This is a genomic window from Pseudomonas sp. RSB 5.4 (assembly GCF_037126175.1).
Taxonomy (GTDB): Bacteria; Pseudomonadota; Gammaproteobacteria; order Pseudomonadales; family Pseudomonadaceae; genus Aquipseudomonas; species Aquipseudomonas fluorescens_H.
Genome location: NZ_CP146986.1, coordinates 5496916 through 5514194 on the forward strand (window position 1 = coordinate 5496916; position 17279 = coordinate 5514194).

Below are 17279 nucleotides of genomic sequence, written 5' to 3' on the forward strand. Positions count from 1 at the left end.
TGGCGCCCCTCAGGGCTTCAGAAATCGATCAAGACGGCTTGCCGACTGACCTGCGGATTTGAGTGACAAACCCATGCCAAAACGTACAGACATTAAAAGCATCCTGATTCTCGGCGCTGGCCCGATCGTTATCGGCCAGGCCTGCGAATTCGACTACTCCGGCGCCCAGGCCTGCAAGGCCCTGCGCGAGGAGGGTTACCGCGTCATCCTGGTGAACTCCAACCCGGCCACCATCATGACCGACCCGGACATGGCTGACGCCACGTACATCGAGCCGATCAAGTGGCAGACCGTGGCCAAGATCATCGAAAAAGAGCGTCCGGATGCGGTGCTGCCAACCATGGGCGGCCAGACTGCACTGAACTGCGCCTTGGACCTGGAGCGCGAAGGCGTCCTGGAAAAATTCGGCGTGGAAATGATCGGCGCCAACGCCGACACCATCGACAAGGCTGAAGACCGTTCGCGTTTCGACAAGGCCATGAAGTCGATCGGCCTGGAATGCCCGCGTTCCGGTATCGCCCACAGCATGGAAGAAGCCAACGCCGTCCTCGAGCGTCTGGGTTTCCCGTGCATCATCCGTCCGTCCTTCACTATGGGCGGCACCGGTGGCGGCATCGCGTACAACCGTGAAGAGTTCGAAGAAATCTGCGCCCGCGGTCTGGACCTGTCGCCGACCAAAGAGCTGCTGATCGACGAGTCGCTGATCGGCTGGAAAGAATATGAAATGGAAGTTGTCCGCGACAAAAAGGACAACTGCATCATCGTCTGCTCGATCGAAAACTTCGATCCGATGGGCGTGCACACCGGTGACTCGATCACCGTGGCTCCGGCACAGACCCTGACCGACAAGGAATACCAGATCCTGCGTAACGCCTCGCTGGCGGTACTGCGTGAGATCGGCGTCGAGACCGGCGGTTCCAACGTACAGTTCGGCATCTGCCCGGACACCGGCCGCATGGTCGTGATCGAGATGAACCCGCGTGTATCGCGTTCCTCGGCACTGGCTTCGAAAGCCACCGGTTTCCCGATCGCCAAAGTCGCGGCCAAACTGGCGGTGGGCTACACCCTCGACGAACTGTCGAACGACATCACCGGCGGCAAGACCCCGGCGTCCTTCGAGCCGTCGATCGACTACGTCGTGACCAAGCTGCCACGTTTCGCTTTCGAGAAATTCGCCAACGCTGACGCACGCCTGACCACTCAAATGAAGTCGGTCGGTGAAGTCATGGCCATCGGTCGCACCTTCCAGGAATCCCTGCAGAAAGCCCTGCGCGGTCTGGAAGTCGGTGTTTGCGGTCTGGACGAGAAGCTCGACCTGAGCAACCCGGAAAGCATGAGCATCCTCAAGCGCGAGCTGACCGTGCCGGGCGCCGAGCGTATCTGGTATGTGGCGGACGCCTTCCGCGCCGGCATGACTGTCGAAGACATCTTCGGCATGAACATGATCGACCCGTGGTTCCTGGTGCAGATCGAAGATCTGATCAAGGACGAAGAGAAGGTCAAGACCCTCGGTCTGTCCGCCATCGACCGCGACCTGATGTTCAAACTCAAGCGCAAAGGCTTCTCCGATCAGCGTCTGGCAAAACTGCTGGGTGTGACCGAGAAGAATCTGCGTACTCACCGTCAAAAACTGGAAGTGTTCCCGGTCTACAAACGCGTTGACACCTGCGCCGCCGAGTTCGCCACCGACACCGCTTACCTCTACTCGACTTACGAGGAAGAGTGCGAAGCCGCGCCGTCCGGTCGTGACAAGATCATGATTCTGGGGGGCGGTCCGAACCGTATCGGCCAGGGCATCGAGTTCGACTACTGCTGCGTACACGCGGCCCTCGCACTGCGCGAAGACGGCTACGAAACCATCATGGTCAACTGCAACCCGGAAACCGTTTCCACCGACTACGACACTTCCGACCGTCTGTATTTCGAGCCGGTAACCCTGGAAGACGTGCTGGAAATCTGCCGCGTCGAGAAGCCGAAAGGCGTGATCGTCCAGTACGGCGGCCAGACGCCGCTGAAACTGGCGCGTGCTCTGGAAGCCGCTGGCGTGCCGATCATCGGCACCAGCCCTGACGCCATCGACCGTGCCGAAGACCGTGAGCGCTTCCAGCAAATGGTCGAGCGCCTGAACCTGCGTCAGCCGCCAAACGCCACCGTGCGCAGCGAAGACGAAGCTGTTCGTGCTGCCGCGAAAATCGGTTATCCGCTGGTGGTGCGCCCGTCCTACGTACTGGGCGGCCGCGCGATGGAAATCGTTTACAAGGAAGACGAACTCAAGCGCTACCTGCGTGATGCGGTGCAAGTCTCCAACGACAGCCCGGTGCTGCTCGACCACTTCCTCAACTGCGCCATCGAGATGGACGTGGATGCGGTCTGCGACGGCAAAGACGTGGTGATCGGCGCGATCATGCAGCACATCGAACAGGCGGGCGTTCACTCCGGTGACTCCGCGTGCTCGCTGCCGCCTTACTCGCTGCCGGCGCACATCCAGGACGAGATGCGCGAACAGGTCAAGAAAATGGCCCTGGAACTGGGCGTTGTCGGCCTGATGAACGTGCAACTGGCGCTGCAGGGCGAAGACATCTACGTCATCGAAGTCAACCCGCGCGCTTCGCGTACCGTACCGTTCGTGTCCAAGTGCATCGGTGTTTCCCTGGCAATGATCGCTGCTCGCGTCATGGCCGGTAAGACCCTGAAGGAAATCGGCTTCACCAAGGAAATCATCCCGAACTTCTACAGCGTGAAAGAGGCGGTGTTCCCGTTCGCCAAATTCCCTGGCGTTGACCCGATCCTCGGCCCGGAGATGAAGTCCACCGGTGAAGTGATGGGCGTCGGCGACACCTTCGGTGAAGCATTCGCCAAGGCCCAGATGGGCGCGAGCGAAGTGCTGCCGACCGGCGGTACCGCGTTCATCAGCGTGCGTGACGATGACAAGCCGCTGGTTGCAGGCGTAGCCCGTGATCTGATCAACTTGGGCTTCGAAGTGGTCGCCACTGCCGGTACTGCCAAGCTGATCGAAGCCGCAGGCCTGAAAGTGCGCCGTGTGAACAAGGTGACCGAGGGTCGTCCGCACGTGGTCGACATGATCAAGAATGACGAAGTCACCCTGATCATCAACACCACCGAAGGCCGTCAGTCGATCGCTGATTCCTACTCCATTCGTCGTAATGCCCTGCAGCACAAGATCTACTGCACCACCACCATTGCTGCGGGCGAGGCTATCTGTGAAGCGCTGAAGTTCGGTCCCGAGAAGACCGTGCGCCGCTTGCAGGATTTACACGCAGGATTGAAGGCATGATCAAATACCCAATGACTGTCCAGGGCGCGAAAGCCCTGGAAGAAGAACACGCTCATCTGACCAAGGTCGTTCGTCCGAAACTCAGCCAGGACATCGGTACGGCTCGCGAGTTGGGTGACCTGAAGGAAAACGCTGAATACCATGCCGCCCGCGAACAGCAAGGCATGGTCGAGGCGCGGATCCGTGATATCGAAGGCCGGATCCAGAATCAGGTCATCATTGATGTGACGACCATTCCGCACACCGGCAAAGTGATCTTCGGTACTACCGTCGAGATCGCCAACGTCGAGACGGATGAGAGCGTCACTTACCACATCGTCGGTGAGGATGAGGCTGACTTCAAACTCGGCAAGATTTCGGTTGGCTCGCCTCTGGCCCGCGCCTTGATCGGCAAGGAAGAGGGCGATGTGGTCGCAGTGAAAACGCCAAGCGGCGTTATCGAGTACGAGATTGTCGAAGTCCGTCACATCTGAAGGCAGGCGCCCGCTACGTGCGGGCGCCATGCTTTGGCAGCTGACCCAGATGTTGTGGGTCGGCGGCTTCTGGCTGATTCATCTCGGTTTGCGAGCGGTGTTGGGCAAGATTGGCCTGGCACCATTGCTGATCGATGAGATTGCCGATGCGTTCGAAGTGCCGGTGGTGAGTTTTGCCGCCGCATGCGTGATCTTTCAGGCTTTGGTGCTGGTACAGGCCGAGGGCCTTGCCAGTCTATGGCGGGACTTTCGTGGGCAGGTGTTGCTGATGGCGTTGTATGCGTGTGCGATGTTCGTCGCCGTGCGTGTCGGCTGGCCGCAAGCGCAGCGCTGGCAGGAGTTCAGTTTTCTGGTGTTGGGCTTTTCCGGTCTGGTGCTGGTGTTGCAACCGGTTCCGGGATGGAGTGGGAGGGTGCGCGAAGCACACCCTTGACCCTTGTCATCACTTGAAGCGATGAACGTTCGACAGCTGCTTGTTGACGCTGAAGTTCTTGCGATAAACCAGTGCCATCTTGCCGATGACCTGAACCAGGTCCGCTTTGCCGACCTTGCACAGTTCTGCAATGTGCGCCAGGCGCGACTCGCGGTCGAGGATGTTGAGCTTGATCTTGATCAGCTCATGATCCGCCAATGCGCGTTCGAGTTCGGCTAACACACCTTCAGTCAAACCGTTGTCAGCCACAGTCAAAACTGGTTTCAGATGGTGGCCAATGGATTTGTACTGTTTCTTCTGCTCTGGAGTGAGCGGCATAATCTGACCCTTTCGTCTGGATTCTGTAAAATGGCGGCCATTTTACCCGAGGGTTCGTGGATCCGCCCAATTAATCACGACCCTTATTATCGAGGTGCCCAATGGCGCGTTCCAAGACAAGCCTTGGTTGGCTGAAACGACATGTCAACGATCCTTATGTGAAGCAGGCGCAGAAGGATGGCTACCGCTCGCGTGCGAGTTACAAGCTTCTGGAGATCCAGGAGAAATACAAGCTGATCCGTTCCGGCATGAGCGTTGTCGACCTGGGCGCGGCGCCCGGCGGCTGGTCGCAGGTCACCAGCCGGTTGATCGGCGGTCAGGGCCGTCTGATTGCGTCGGACATCCTGGAAATGGACAGCATCCCGGACGTGACTTTCATCCAGGGTGACTTCACCGAGGACGAAGTGCTCGCGCGGATCCTTGAAGCCGTGGGTAATTCGCAGGTGGACCTTGTGATTTCCGATATGGCCCCCAATATGAGTGGTACGCCTGAAGTAGACATGCCCAAAGCTATGTTCCTTTGTGAGCTGGCGCTTGATCTGGCGGAGCGGATACTCAAGCCGGGCGGTAATTTCGTGATCAAGATTTTTCAGGGCGAAGGTTTCGATGTTTACCTGAAGGATGCTCGCAAGAAATTCGACAAGATACAGATGATCAAGCCGGATTCGTCCCGTGGCAGCTCCCGCGAGCAATATATGCTGGCTTGGGGCTACCGCGGCGGCAACGAGTAAAACGAGTTTTTTGGCCGGGGTGATAGGTTTTTCGTATTTTGCCCCGCGTGCATAAGCGAATATTGTGTAGAAAGTGTTTCACAAAGGGTTACAGACGGCGCCTGCCAGAGTTGTAGGTAATGTAGTAAGTTAGGCCGGTGAATATCATGCGAAGCGCGCGCCAGTAGCGGAGCTTGCTTCAGAGGGTAGTTAATTGAACGATATGGCAAAGAATCTGATCCTGTGGTTGATCATCGCGGCAGTCCTCGTGACGGTGATGAACAACTTCTCCAGCCCTAACGAGCCGCAGACCCTCAACTATTCCGACTTCATCCAGCAGGTCAAGGATGGCAAGGTCGAGCGCGTAGCCGTCGACGGCTATGTGATTACCGGCAAACGCAACGATGGTGACAGCTTCAAGACCATTCGTCCGGCGATCCAGGACAATGGTCTGATTGGCGACCTGGTCGACAATCACGTTGTGGTTGAAGGCAAGCAGCCTGAACAGCAAAGCATCTGGACTCAACTCTTGGTGGCCAGCTTCCCGATCCTGGTGATCATTGCGGTGTTCATGTTCTTCATGCGCCAGATGCAGGGTGGCGCCGGGGGCAAGGGTGGACCGATGAGCTTCGGCAAGAGCAAGGCGCGCCTGCTCTCCGAAGATCAGGTGAAAACCACCCTGGCTGACGTTGCGGGTTGCGACGAAGCCAAGGAAGAAGTCGGCGAGCTGGTTGAGTTCCTGCGTGATCCGGGCAAGTTCCAGCGCCTGGGCGGTCGTATTCCTCGCGGTGTGCTGATGGTCGGTCCTCCGGGTACCGGTAAAACCTTGCTGGCCAAGGCGATTGCCGGCGAAGCGAAGGTACCGTTCTTCACTATTTCCGGTTCCGACTTCGTTGAGATGTTCGTGGGTGTCGGCGCAAGCCGCGTTCGTGACATGTTCGAGCAGGCCAAGAAGCACGCACCGTGCATCATCTTCATCGACGAAATCGACGCCGTCGGTCGCCACCGTGGCGCCGGCATGGGCGGTGGTCACGACGAGCGCGAGCAGACTCTCAACCAGTTACTGGTGGAGATGGATGGCTTCGAAATGAATGACGGCATCATCGTGATCGCCGCTACCAACCGTCCTGACGTACTCGACCCTGCGCTGCTGCGTCCGGGCCGTTTCGACCGTCAGGTGGTTGTAGGTTTGCCGGACATCCGTGGTCGCGAGCAGATCCTCAAGGTTCACATGCGCAAAGTGCCAATGGGCGACGACGTTGCTCCGGCCGTTATCGCACGCGGTACCCCGGGCTTCTCCGGTGCGGACCTGGCCAACCTGGTCAACGAGGCTTCGCTGTTCGCTGCACGCAGCGGCAAGCGCATCGTTGAAATGAAAGAATTCGAACTGGCCAAAGACAAGATCATGATGGGCGCCGAGCGCAAGTCGATGGTCATGTCCGAGAAAGAAAAACAGAACACCGCTTATCACGAAGCTGGCCACGCCATTGTTGGTCGCGTCGTGCCTGAGCATGATCCGGTCTACAAGGTCTCGATCATTCCGCGTGGTCGTGCGCTGGGTGTGACCATGTTCCTGCCGGAAGAAGATCGCTACAGTCTGTCCAAGCGTGCGCTGATCAGTCAGATCTGCTCGCTGTACGGCGGCCGTATCGCCGAAGAAATGACTCTAGGTTTCGACGGTGTGACCACCGGCGCTTCCAACGACATCATGCGTGCCAGTCAGATTGCGCGGAACATGGTGACCAAGTGGGGCCTGTCGGAAAAACTCGGTCCGCTGATGTACGCCGAAGAAGAGGGCGAAGTGTTCCTCGGTCGCGGTGGTGGTGGTCAGAATGCCAGTTTCTCCGGTGAGACCGCCAAGCTGATCGACTCCGAAGTGCGTAGCATCATCGATCAGTGCTACGGCACGGCCAAGCAGATCCTCACGGACAACCGTGACAAGCTGGATGCCATGGCCGATGCGCTGATGAAGTACGAAACCATCGATGCCGAGCAAATCGACGACATCATGGCGGGTCGTACGCCCCGCGAACCGCGTGACTGGACAGGTGGCACGGGTACGCCTCCGCCTCCAGTGATCCAGGATGAGCGTCCGGAAACACCGATCGGCGGTCCGGCTGCTGACGTTTAAGGTTTGAAATGACTTCTGCACAGTCCCTGACCCGGTTGCCTTGCGGCAACCGGGTTCTTGATTTGGCCCGGACGCATGTCATGGGCATTCTCAATGTCACTCCCGATTCCTTTTCCGATGGCGGCCGCTACAGTCAGCTCGACGTGGCCTTGTGTCACGCCGAAGCCATGGTGGCTGCTGGCGCGACGCTGATTGATGTCGGCGGTGAGTCGACCCGGCCCGGCGCTCGAGCGGTTTCGCCGCTGGAAGAGCTGGAGCGCGTAGCTCCGATCGTGGAGCTGATCAATCGCGAGCTGGATGTGGTGATCTCGGTCGATACTTCGACCCCTGCAGTGATGCGCGAAACTGCGCGGCTCGGTGCCGGGTTGATCAATGACGTGCGCTCGCTGCGCCGTGATGGTGCGCTGGATGCCGCTGCGGCGACCGGGTTGCCGGTATGTCTGATGCACATGCTCGGTGAGCCAGGTGACATGCAGGACAATCCGCACTATCAGGACGTCACTCGGGAAGTGGGTGAGTTTCTGACCGAGCGCATGGCTCAATGTGCGGCGGCGGGTATTCCTGCCGAGCGGATCATTCTTGATCCCGGTTTCGGTTTCGCCAAAACCCTGCAGCACAATCTAAGCTTGTTCAAGCATATGGAAGCCCTGCATGCGCTGGGGCGTCCGCTATTGGTCGGTGTCTCACGCAAAAGCATGATTGGTCAGGCGCTGAATCGTCCGGTGGGCGAGCGTCTGCATGGTGGTCTGGCACTCGCGGCACTGGCGTCGGTGAAAGGAGCGCGTATATTGCGCGTCCATGATGTGGCGGAAACGGTAGACGTGGTGCGTATGCTCGCGGCCGTGGAATCAGCCGAATAAGAATGATGGAGCACTTATGAGCAAGAAATACTTTGGTACTGATGGTATTCGTGGTCGTGTCGGTGAATATCCGATCACTCCGGACTTCATGCTCAAGCTCGGCTGGGCGGCTGGCATGGCCTTTCGCAAGATGGGCGCCTGCAAGGTGCTGGTCGGCAAGGACACGCGAATTTCCGGCTACATGTTCGAGTCGGCTCTTGAAGCGGGCCTGACGTCGGCGGGCGCCGATGTAATGCTGCTTGGTCCGATGCCGACGCCGGCGATTGCCTATCTGTCGCGTACTTTCCAGGCCGAAGCAGGCATCGTGATCAGTGCTTCGCACAATCCGCATGATGATAATGGAATCAAGTTCTTTTCCGGTAAGGGCACGAAGTTGCCTGATGAGCTGGAGCTTATGATCGAAGAACTGCTTGACACCCCGATGGCTGTGGTTGAGTCGAGCAAGATCGGCAAGGTGTCGCGCATTAACGACGCGTCGGGTCGCTACATCGAGTTCTGCAAAAGCAGTGTTCCCACCGGCACCAGTTTTTCCGGCCTGAAAATCGTGATCGACTGCGCAAACGGTGCGACCTACAAGGTTGCTCCAAGTGTATTCCGTGAGTTGGGTGCTGAAGTGGTCGTGCTTTCGGCTCAGCCCAATGGTCTGAACATCAATGAAAATTGCGGTTCGACCCATATGGGGCCGTTGCAGGCTGCTGTATTGGCTGAGCACGCTGATCTGGGTATCGCCTTCGATGGCGACGGTGATCGGGTGTTGATGGTCGATCACACTGGCGCCATCGTCGATGGTGATGAGCTGCTGTTCATCATTGCGCGCGATCTGCACGAGCGTGGCAAGTTGCAGGGTGGCGTGGTCGGTACTCTGATGAGCAACCTGGGTCTTGAGCTCGCGTTGGCGGATCTCTCGATTCCGTTCATTCGAGCGAATGTCGGTGATCGCTATGTGATCGCCGAGCTGCTGGAGCGCAACTGGCTGGTAGGTGGTGAGAATTCGGGCCACATCGTCTGCTTCAATCACACCACAACAGGTGATGCGATCATTGCTGCGTTGCAGGTGTTGATGGCATTGAAAACCCGCAATGAAGGTCTTGCGCAAACGCGTCAGGTCTTGCGCAAGTGCCCTCAGGTGCTGATCAATGTGCGTTTCGGTGGTGGCGAAAGCCCGCTTGAGCATCCGGCTGTCAAGGAAGCCAGTGCACGCGTAACCCAGGCGATGGCGGGTCGAGGTCGTGTGCTTCTGCGCAAGTCCGGCACAGAGCCGCTGGTGCGTGTGATGGTCGAAGGCGAGGATGAAACTCAGGTTCGCAGCTATGCCGAAGAACTGGCAAAACTGGTTAGTGAAGTTTCTGCCTGATTCGGCTTGCCAGCCATGATTGTGTTGGGTAACATCTGCGCCCACTTTGACCGACGAGGTACAGCATGCGTCGCCCTATGGTAGCTGGTAACTGGAAGATGCACGGTACCCGCGCCAGCGTCGCTGAGCTGATCAACGGCCTTCGTCATCTGGCCTTGCCAAGCGGTGTTGATGTCGCGGTATTCCCGCCTTGCTTGCATATCAATCAAGTGATTGATGGTTTGAAAGGCAAATCGATTTCGGTCGGTGCGCAGAATTCTGCGGTGGAATCCATGCAAGGTGCGTTGACCGGTGAAATTGCACCGAGTCAGTTGGTGGATGCAGGTTGTTCCCTGGTGCTTGTCGGGCACTCCGAACGCCGCCAGATAATGGGCGAGCGAGACGGGATGCTGAATCGCAAGTTCGCAGCGGCACAGGCATGTGGCTTGATTCCGGTGTTGTGTGTAGGGGAAACCCTCGAGCAGCGCGAAGCCGGAAAAACTCTTGAGGTTGTCGGGCGTCAGCTGGGCAGCATCATCGAGGAGCTGGGTGTTGGTGCCTTTGCCAATGCAGTTATTGCTTACGAGCCTGTCTGGGCCATTGGTACCGGACTGACTGCAACGCCGCAACAGGCTCAGGATGTGCATAAAGCCATTCGCGAGCAGTTGGCGGCAGAGAATTCTGAAGTCGCACGAGGTGTGCGACTTCTATACGGCGGCAGCGTGAAGGCGGCCAATGCGGTCGAACTGTTCGGCATGCCGGATATCGATGGGGGGCTCATTGGTGGAGCTTCCCTGAATGCAGATGAGTTCGGTGCGATTTGTCGCGCCGCGGGAAACTGAAAAAATGCTGGAAACAGTCGTAGTCGTTTTTCATCTGCTGGGTGCATTGGGCGTAGTTGCTCTGGTTTTGCTGCAGCAGGGTAAGGGTGCGGACGCTGGCGCGTCTTTCGGAGCAGGTGCTTCAAATACTGTGTTCGGAAGCCAAGGTTCCTCTACCTTTCTTAGTAAGTTTACTGCTATACTTGCCGCCGGTTTCTTCATAACCAGCTTGGGGTTAGGTTACTTTGCTAAAGAGAAAGCTCATCAGCTGACTCAAGCAGGTTTGCCAGATCCAGCAGTGTTGGAAGTACCTAAGCAACAAAAACCGGCTTCTGATGATGTCCCGGTGCTTCAAGAGCAAAAGTCGGCTACTCCAGCGACTGACGTACCTCCAGCTCAAGAGCAGAAGTAAGAAGGGTTTCAAACGTAGTTTTGCCGAGGTGGTGGAATTGGTAGACACGCAACCTTGAGGTGGTTGTGCCCATAGGGTGTAGGGGTTCGAGTCCCCTTCTCGGTACCAATTAGTCAGGAGAGCCCGCTGTTGCGGGCTTTCTTGCAGGTGGAAGGTTACATTGACCCTATAAGGGATCGGTCGTATACTTCCGCCCCAGCTTTGTCGCGGGGTGGAGCAGTCTGGTAGCTCGTCGGGCTCATAACCCGAAGGTCGTCGGTTCAAATCCGGCCCCCGCAACCAGTTTAAGGAGCCCCTTTTCAGGGGCTTTTTGTTAGCTGGACACTTTCTGCGCCGCTGTTCGACGGCGTTTCAAGGATGGGCGTTTCGCCCATTTTTTTATTTTGCAGCGCATGCATTTACATGCACGAGGGGGTTCAGGTGTCGAGCAAGCTAGAAGAGTTGCAGGCCTTGTTGGCCCCGGTGGTCGTGGCCCTAGGCTATGAATGCTGGGGTATCGAGTTTTCGGCTCAAGGTCGTCACTCGATGTTGCGTGTTTATATCGATAAAGAGGGTGGCGTGCTGGTGGACGATTGCGCCATTGTCAGCCGTCAGATCAGCGGTGTCCTGGATGTTGAAGATCCGATCTCCGTTGAATACACCCTCGAAGTTTCCTCGCCTGGCATGGAACGCCCACTGTTCACTCTTGAGCAGTTTGCAAAATTTGCCGGTGAACAAGTGAAGATCAAGCTGCGCTCGCCTTTCGAAGGTCGACGCAACTTTCAGGGCCTTCTGCGCGGTGTAGAAGAACAGGACGTCGTGGTGCAGGTAGAAGACCATGAGTTCCTGTTGCCGATCGATATGATCGACAAGGCCAACATTATTCCCAGTTTTGACTGAGACGCGGATCCCGCGGATCCAATGGCTTGCGAAAGGCGAGGCGTACGATGAGCAAAGAAGTACTGCTGGTTGTTGAGTCGGTATCCAATGAAAAGGGCGTACCGGCAAGCGTGATTTTTGAAGCGCTGGAGCTGGCTCTGGCCACTGCTACCAAAAAGCGTTTTGAAGACGAAGTTGACCTGCGTGTGGAGATCAATCGCCACACCGGTTCCTATGAGACTTTCCGTCGCTGGACAGTCGTCGAAGAGAATGACCTCGACGATCCTGCGATCGAAACCTGGCCAAGCAAGGTTGCCGAAACGCATCCTGGTGCCAAGGTCGGCGACGTCGTCGAAGAAAAGATCGAATCCATCGAGTTCGGCCGCATTGCTGCACAGACTGCCAAGCAAGTCATTGTGCAGAAAGTGCGTGAAGCCGAGCGCGCTCAAGTGGTCGACGCCTATCGCGAGCGCCTGGGAGAAATCATCTCCGGCACCGTGAAGAAAGTCACCCGCGACAACGTGATCGTCGATCTGGGCAACAACGCTGAAGCGTTGCTGGCCCGTGAAGACATCATTTCTCGCGAAACCTTCCGTGTCGGTGTGCGTCTGCGTGCACTGCTCAAGGAAATCCGCACCGAGAACCGCGGCCCGCAGCTGATCCTGTCGCGCACCGCGCCGGAAATGCTGATCGAGTTGTTCCGCATCGAAGTGCCGGAAATCGCTGAAGGCCTGATCGAAGTAATGGCAGCGTCCCGTGATCCGGGTTCGCGTGCCAAGATCGCTGTCCGTTCCAAGGACAAACGCATCGACCCGCAGGGCGCGTGCATTGGTATGCGCGGTTCGCGCGTCCAGGCCGTGTCGGGCGAGTTGGGTGGCGAGCGTGTCGACATCGTCCTGTGGGACGATAACCCGGCGCAGTTCGTGATCAATGCCATGTCGCCGGCAGAAGTGGCGGCGATTATCGTTGACGAAGATGCCCATGCAATGGACATCGCCGTTGGCGCAGACAATCTGGCTCAGGCCATCGGTCGGGGTGGTCAGAACGTGCGTCTGGCGAGCCAGTTGACTGGCTGGACCCTGAACGTGATGACCGAATCGGACATCCAGGCTAAGCAGCAAGCAGAAACCGGCGACATCCTGCGCAACTTCATCGACGAGCTGGAAGTCGACGAAGAACTGGCTCAGGTGCTGGTAGATGAAGGCTTCACCAGCCTGGAAGAGATTGCCTACGTACCGTTGGAAGAAATGCTCAACATCGACGGCTTTGACGAAGATATCGTCAACGAGCTTCGCGCTCGTGCCAAGGATCGTTTGTTGACCAAAGCCATCGCTACTGAGGAAAAGCTGGCAGACGCCCATCCGGCCGAAGACCTGCTCTCGCTTGAGGGTATGGACAAGGATTTGGCGATGGAACTGGCGGTGCGCGGCGTAATTACCCGCGAAGACCTGGCCGAGCAGTCTATTGACGACCTGCTCGACATCGACGGCATTGACGATGATCGTGCCGGCAAGTTGATCATGGCCGCCCGAGCCCACTGGTTCGAGTAAGTAGGCGCGGCCTGAGGAGAGAAGTGCATGACGCAAGTCACGGTGAAACAACTGGCCGATGAGGTCAAAACACCGGTAGAGCGCCTGTTGCAGCAGATGCGTGAGGCAGGTCTGCCGCACACCGCCGCCGAAGAAAATGTGACTGACAGTGAGAAGCAATCCCTGCTGACTCACTTGAAGAGCAGCCACAAGGCGAAAGTGGAAGAACCACGCAAGATCACGCTGCAGCGTAAAACCACCAGCACCCTACGTGTGGCTGGTAGCAAGAGCATCAGCGTTGAAGTCCGCAAAAAGAAAGTTTTCGTACAGCGTAGCCCGGAAGAAATCGAAGCCGAGCGCAAGCGTGAACTGGAAGAGCGTCGCGCAGTAGAAAATGCTGCTCGTCAGAAGGCTGAAGAAGAAGCCAAGCAGCGCGCTGAAGAAGAAGCGCGTCGCCAGCCTGCCGCTGCGCCGTCCGCTCCTGCCGAAGCTGTTGCAGCACCTGCGCCAGTCGCTGAACCTGTGCGCGATGCCGCGCCGGTTGCTGCTGCGCCAGCTGCCGACACTCGCAAGCGTGACGAACAGCGCCGTCCGGACAAGCCACGTGCCGACGATAACAATCGTCGCGGCGGTGGTGGCGATGGCGAGCGCAAAAACGCTCCGCATCGCGCATCGGTCAAAGAAAAAGCGCCGGCTCCACGTGTGGCACCACGCACTACCGACGAAGAAAGCGATGGCTTCCGTCGTGGTGGTCGCGGCAAGGCCAAGCTGAAGAAACGCAACGCTCACGGTTTCCAGAACCCTACCGGTCCTGTCGTGCGTGAAGTGAAGATCGGCGAGACCATCACTGTTGGCGATCTCGCCCAGCAGATGTCGGTCAAGGCTGCTGAAATCATCAAGTTCATGTTCAAACTGGGCACTCCAGCGACCATCAACCAGGTACTCGATCAGGAAACTGCTCAACTGGTTGCTGAAGAGCTGGGCCACAAAGTGACCCTGGTCAGCGACACCGCCCTGGAAGATTCCCTGGCCGAGTCCCTGAAGTTTGAAGGTGAGGCAGTTTCCCGTGCCCCCGTCGTGACCGTAATGGGCCACGTTGACCACGGTAAGACTTCCCTGCTCGACTACATCCGTCGTGCCAAGGTTGCAGCGGGCGAAGCCGGCGGCATTACCCAGCACATCGGCGCATACCACGTTGAAACCGACCGTGGCATGGTGACGTTCCTCGACACCCCGGGTCACGCTGCGTTTACCGCAATGCGTGCCCGTGGTGCCAAGGCGACCGACATCGTGATCCTGGTGGTTGCGGCGGACGACGGCGTGATGCCGCAAACCATCGAGGCTGTTCAGCACGCTCAGGCGGCTGGCGTTCCTCTGGTGGTTGCGGTGAACAAGATCGACAAGCCTGGTGCCGACCTCGATCGCATCCGCAGCGAACTGTCGGTTCACGGCGTGACTTCCGAAGAGTGGGGCGGCGACACTCCATTCGTACCGGTTTCGGCGAAAATGGGTACAGGCGTTGACGAACTGCTCGAAGCCGTTCTGCTGCAGGCCGAAGTTCTCGAACTGACCGCCACTCCATCGGCTCCTGGCCGTGGTGTTGTCGTTGAATCGCGTCTGGACAAGGGCCGTGGCCCAGTGGCCACCGTGCTGGTTCAGGACGGTACGCTGCGTCAAGGCGACATGGTGCTGGTCGGCTCGAACTATGGCCGCGTGCGCGCCATGCTCGACGAGAACGGCAAGCCGATCAAGGAAGCAGGTCCGGCCATTCCGGTCGAGATCCTGGGTCTTGACGGTACACCAGACGCTGGCGACGAGATGAGCGTGGTTGCTGACGAGAAGAAAGCCCGTGAAGTGGCTCTGTTCCGTCAAGGCAAGTTCCGCGAAGTCAAACTGGCTCGCGCTCACGCCGGCAAGCTGGAAAACATCTTCGAAAACATGGGTCAGGAAGAGAAGAAGACGCTCAACATCGTCCTCAAATCCGACGTCCGTGGTTCGCTGGAAGCTTTGCAGGGCGCTCTGAACGGCCTGGGTAATGACGAAGTGCAAGTGCGCGTAGTCGGTGGCGGTGTCGGTGGTATCACCGAGTCCGACGCCAATCTGGCACTGGCTTCCAACGCTGTACTGTTCGGCTTCAACGTGCGTGCCGATGCTGGCGCACGGAAGATCGTCGAGCAGGAAGGTCTGGACATGCGTTACTACAACGTGATCTACGACATCATCGAAGACGTCAAGAAAGCCCTGACCGGCATGCTCGGCAGCGATGTTCGCGAGAACATCCTGGGCGTGGCCGAAGTGCGCGACGTGTTCCGTTCGCCGAAGTTTGGCGCGATCGCCGGTTGCATGGTGATCGAAGGTGTTGTGCACCGTAACCGTCCGATCCGTGTACTGCGTGAAGACATCGTTATCTTCGAAGGCGAGCTGGAATCCCTGCGCCGCTTCAAGGATGACGCTTCCGAAGTACGTGCCGGCATGGAGTGCGGTATCGGCGTGAAGAGCTACAACGACGTCAAAGTCGGTGACAAGATCGAAGTCTTCGAGAAGGTTCAGGTTGCTCGCAGCCTCTGACTCGCGCACTTCAAGGGCCACGCCGAGCCGCCGCATGCAGATGCGCGCCACGGCGTCAGGACTCTAAACGCAACGCCCGGTCTGGCTTTTGTCAGGCCGGGCGTTTGCCGCTTTCAGACCTTGCGGGTTTCACCGTGGGGCAGTAACAGGTAACAAAATCATGGCAAAAGAATACAGCCGTACCCAACGTATCGGCGATCAGATGCAGCGTGAGCTGGCCCAACTGATCCGTCGTGAAGTCAAAGACCCGCGCGTCGGCCTGGTCACCATTACCGCTGTGGAAGTCAGCCGTGACGTCGGTCACGCGAAGATCTTCATCACCGTGATGGGGCAGGACAACGCCGAAGACATCGCGCAAAGCATCAAGGTGCTCAACGCTGCCGCAGGTTTCCTGCGCATGCAGCTGGCCCGTGAGATGAAGCTGCGCAGCGTGCCGCAATTGCACTTCCACTACGACGAAAGCGTCGTGCGTGGCGCGCACCTGTCGGCCCTGATCGAGCGCGCCGTGGCTGAGGACAATCAGCACCTGGCCGCTGCACCTGAAGACACCAAGGAGTAATTCGGTGGCTCAGGTCAAACGTATCCGTCGTAACGTCAGCGGTATCATCCTGCTCGACAAGCCGCTGGGGTTCACCTCCAACGCCGCGTTGCAGAAGGTTCGCTGGTTGCTCAACGCCGAGAAGGCCGGTCACACCGGCAGTCTCGACCCGCTGGCCACCGGTGTCTTGCCGCTGTGCTTTGGCGAGGCAACGAAGTTTTCGCAATACCTGCTCGATTCCGACAAGGGTTACGAGACCCTGGCGCAACTGGGCAAGACCACCACCACGGCGGACGCCGAGGGTGAGGTTTTGCAGGAGCGTCCGGTGACCGTTGGTCGCGTCGATGTCGAAGCGGTTCTGCCGAAATTTCGTGGGCAAATCAGTCAGATACCGCCGATGTACTCGGCACTCAAGCGTGACGGTCAGCCGCTGTACAAGCTGGCCCGTGCAGGCGAAGTAGTGGAGCGCGAACCGCGTTCTGTTACTATTGCGCGCTTGGAATTGCTGGCCTTCGAAGGCGATACTGCGCGTCTTGCGGTGGATTGCAGCAAGGGCACCTATATCCGCACCCTGGTGGAGGATATCGGTGAGCAACTCGGTTGTGGTGCGTACGTCGCGGAATTGCGTCGTACCCAGGCCGGGCCTTTCACCCTGGCGCAGACCGTAACCCTCGAAGAGCTGGAAGCGGTACATGCCGAAGGCGGCAACGAAGCGGTCGACCGTTTCCTGATGCCATCGGACAGCGGCCTGCAGGATTGGCCGCTGCTGCACTTCTCCGAAGCGAGTGCGTTCTACTGGCTCAACGGCCAGCCGGTACGCGCCCCGGATGCTCCGAAGTTCGGCATGGTACGGGTACAGGATCACAATGGTCGCTTCATCGGTATCGGTGAAGTGAGCGAAGACGGGCGCATCGCGCCGCGTCGACTGATTCGGTCAGAATGACCGAACGAGTGTGGCTGTTAACAGGCACGGTCACTACTCATTTATAGATACAGGGAT

The 17279-nt window shown here is 58.2% G+C and carries 15 protein-coding genes and 2 tRNA genes; 16 read left to right on the top strand and 1 reads right to left on the bottom strand.

All coding sequences use genetic code 11. The features are described 5' to 3' along the window. Window positions 1-73 precede the first annotated feature (73 nt). The 3 genes from carB to V9L13_RS24705 are packed head-to-tail and all read left to right on the top strand — an operon-like array spanning window position 74 to window position 4201. The gene (gene carB, locus V9L13_RS24695) at window positions 74-3295 is read left to right on the top strand and encodes a carbamoyl-phosphate synthase large subunit (protein WP_007961429.1); all 3222 of its coding nucleotides are present in this window, start codon (window positions 74-76) and stop codon (window positions 3293-3295) included. After that, complete coding sequence (gene greA / locus V9L13_RS24700) at window positions 3292-3768, top strand: transcription elongation factor GreA (RefSeq protein ID WP_003221530.1); 477 nt, start codon at window positions 3292-3294, stop codon at window positions 3766-3768. The genes carB and greA overlap by 4 nt, the downstream gene beginning before the upstream one ends. Window positions 3769-3796: 28 nt before the next feature. Further along, window positions 3797-4201, top strand: a complete 405-nt coding sequence (locus tag V9L13_RS24705; protein WP_003221532.1) for a hypothetical protein — start codon at window positions 3797-3799, stop codon at window positions 4199-4201. A gap of 9 nt (window positions 4202-4210) precedes the next feature. On the opposite strand, the gene V9L13_RS24710 is transcribed toward V9L13_RS24705, so the two are convergent. Then, window positions 4211-4519, bottom strand: a complete 309-nt coding sequence (locus V9L13_RS24710) for a YhbY family RNA-binding protein (RefSeq protein ID WP_003221534.1) — start codon at window positions 4517-4519, stop codon at window positions 4211-4213. 101 nt (window positions 4520-4620) lie between these two features. On the opposite strand from V9L13_RS24710, the gene rlmE reads away from it, so the two are divergent. The 13 genes from rlmE to truB all read left to right on the top strand — a co-directional run bounded on the left by rlmE (window position 4621) and on the right by truB (window position 17222). After that, window positions 4621-5250, top strand: a complete 630-nt coding sequence (gene rlmE, locus V9L13_RS24715; protein WP_003221536.1) for a 23S rRNA (uridine(2552)-2'-O)-methyltransferase RlmE — start codon at window positions 4621-4623, stop codon at window positions 5248-5250. Between the two features lie 202 nt (window positions 5251-5452). Beyond that, window positions 5453-7360, top strand: a complete 1908-nt coding sequence (gene ftsH / locus V9L13_RS24720) for an ATP-dependent zinc metalloprotease FtsH (protein ID WP_027610779.1) — start codon at window positions 5453-5455, stop codon at window positions 7358-7360. A gap of 8 nt (window positions 7361-7368) precedes the next feature. Beyond that, on the top strand, window positions 7369-8220 hold the full coding sequence (gene folP / locus V9L13_RS24725) for a dihydropteroate synthase (RefSeq protein ID WP_338800791.1): 852 nt from the start codon (window positions 7369-7371) through the stop codon (window positions 8218-8220). A 16-nt stretch (window positions 8221-8236) separates the two neighbouring features. Then, the gene (gene glmM, locus V9L13_RS24730) at window positions 8237-9574 is read left to right on the top strand and encodes a phosphoglucosamine mutase (RefSeq protein WP_338800792.1); all 1338 of its coding nucleotides are present in this window, start codon (window positions 8237-8239) and stop codon (window positions 9572-9574) included. Window positions 9575-9639: 65 nt separating this feature from the next. Further along, window positions 9640-10395: a triose-phosphate isomerase gene (tpiA, locus tag V9L13_RS24735; RefSeq protein WP_003221542.1), complete on the top strand. Its 756-nt coding sequence runs from the start codon at window positions 9640-9642 to the stop codon at window positions 10393-10395. A gap of 4 nt (window positions 10396-10399) precedes the next feature. After that, window positions 10400-10786, top strand: a complete 387-nt coding sequence (gene secG / locus V9L13_RS24740) for a preprotein translocase subunit SecG (RefSeq protein ID WP_045122288.1) — start codon at window positions 10400-10402, stop codon at window positions 10784-10786. A gap of 22 nt (window positions 10787-10808) precedes the next feature. Next, window positions 10809-10894 (top strand) — tRNA-Leu (locus V9L13_RS24745). A 97-nt stretch (window positions 10895-10991) separates the two neighbouring features. Beyond that, window positions 10992-11068, top strand: a tRNA-Met gene (locus tag V9L13_RS24750). A 138-nt stretch (window positions 11069-11206) separates the two neighbouring features. Further along, window positions 11207-11665: a ribosome maturation factor RimP gene (gene rimP / locus V9L13_RS24755; protein ID WP_007973115.1), complete on the top strand. Its 459-nt coding sequence runs from the start codon at window positions 11207-11209 to the stop codon at window positions 11663-11665. 47 nt (window positions 11666-11712) lie between these two features. Further along, window positions 11713-13194: a transcription termination factor NusA gene (gene nusA / locus V9L13_RS24760; protein ID WP_003221546.1), complete on the top strand. Its 1482-nt coding sequence runs from the start codon at window positions 11713-11715 to the stop codon at window positions 13192-13194. A gap of 27 nt (window positions 13195-13221) precedes the next feature. Beyond that, a complete protein-coding gene (gene infB / locus V9L13_RS24765) occupies window positions 13222-15741 on the top strand; it encodes a translation initiation factor IF-2 (protein ID WP_139055473.1) in 2520 nt (839 codons plus the stop codon). A gap of 160 nt (window positions 15742-15901) precedes the next feature. Continuing rightward, window positions 15902-16300, top strand: a complete 399-nt coding sequence (rbfA, locus tag V9L13_RS24770) for a 30S ribosome-binding factor RbfA (protein WP_003221549.1) — start codon at window positions 15902-15904, stop codon at window positions 16298-16300. Window positions 16301-16304: 4 nt separating this feature from the next. Continuing rightward, complete coding sequence (truB, locus tag V9L13_RS24775; RefSeq protein WP_166220454.1) at window positions 16305-17222, top strand: tRNA pseudouridine(55) synthase TruB; 918 nt, start codon at window positions 16305-16307, stop codon at window positions 17220-17222. Window positions 17223-17279 lie beyond the last annotated feature (57 nt).

Excerpts from the sequence above, each read along its gene's own strand:
- carB (WP_007961429.1), top strand. The coding sequence starts at position 74 with ATGCCAAAACGTACAGACATTAAAAGCATCCTGATTCTCGGCGCTGGC.
- greA (WP_003221530.1), top strand. The coding sequence starts at position 3,292 with ATGATCAAATACCCAATGACTGTCCAGGGCGCGAAAGCCCTGGAAGAA.
- V9L13_RS24705 (WP_003221532.1), top strand. The coding sequence starts at position 3,797 with ATGCTTTGGCAGCTGACCCAGATGTTGTGGGTCGGCGGCTTCTGGCTG.
- V9L13_RS24710 (WP_003221534.1), bottom strand. The coding sequence starts at position 4,519 with ATGCCGCTCACTCCAGAGCAGAAGAAACAGTACAAATCCATTGGCCAC.
- rlmE (WP_003221536.1), top strand. The coding sequence starts at position 4,621 with ATGGCGCGTTCCAAGACAAGCCTTGGTTGGCTGAAACGACATGTCAAC.
- ftsH (WP_027610779.1), top strand. The coding sequence starts at position 5,453 with ATGGCAAAGAATCTGATCCTGTGGTTGATCATCGCGGCAGTCCTCGTG.
- folP (WP_338800791.1), top strand. The coding sequence starts at position 7,369 with ATGACTTCTGCACAGTCCCTGACCCGGTTGCCTTGCGGCAACCGGGTT.
- glmM (WP_338800792.1), top strand. The coding sequence starts at position 8,237 with ATGAGCAAGAAATACTTTGGTACTGATGGTATTCGTGGTCGTGTCGGT.
- tpiA (WP_003221542.1), top strand. The coding sequence starts at position 9,640 with ATGCGTCGCCCTATGGTAGCTGGTAACTGGAAGATGCACGGTACCCGC.
- secG (WP_045122288.1), top strand. The coding sequence starts at position 10,400 with ATGCTGGAAACAGTCGTAGTCGTTTTTCATCTGCTGGGTGCATTGGGC.
- nusA (WP_003221546.1), top strand. The coding sequence starts at position 11,713 with ATGAGCAAAGAAGTACTGCTGGTTGTTGAGTCGGTATCCAATGAAAAG.
- infB (WP_139055473.1), top strand. The coding sequence starts at position 13,222 with ATGACGCAAGTCACGGTGAAACAACTGGCCGATGAGGTCAAAACACCG.
- rbfA (WP_003221549.1), top strand. The coding sequence starts at position 15,902 with ATGGCAAAAGAATACAGCCGTACCCAACGTATCGGCGATCAGATGCAG.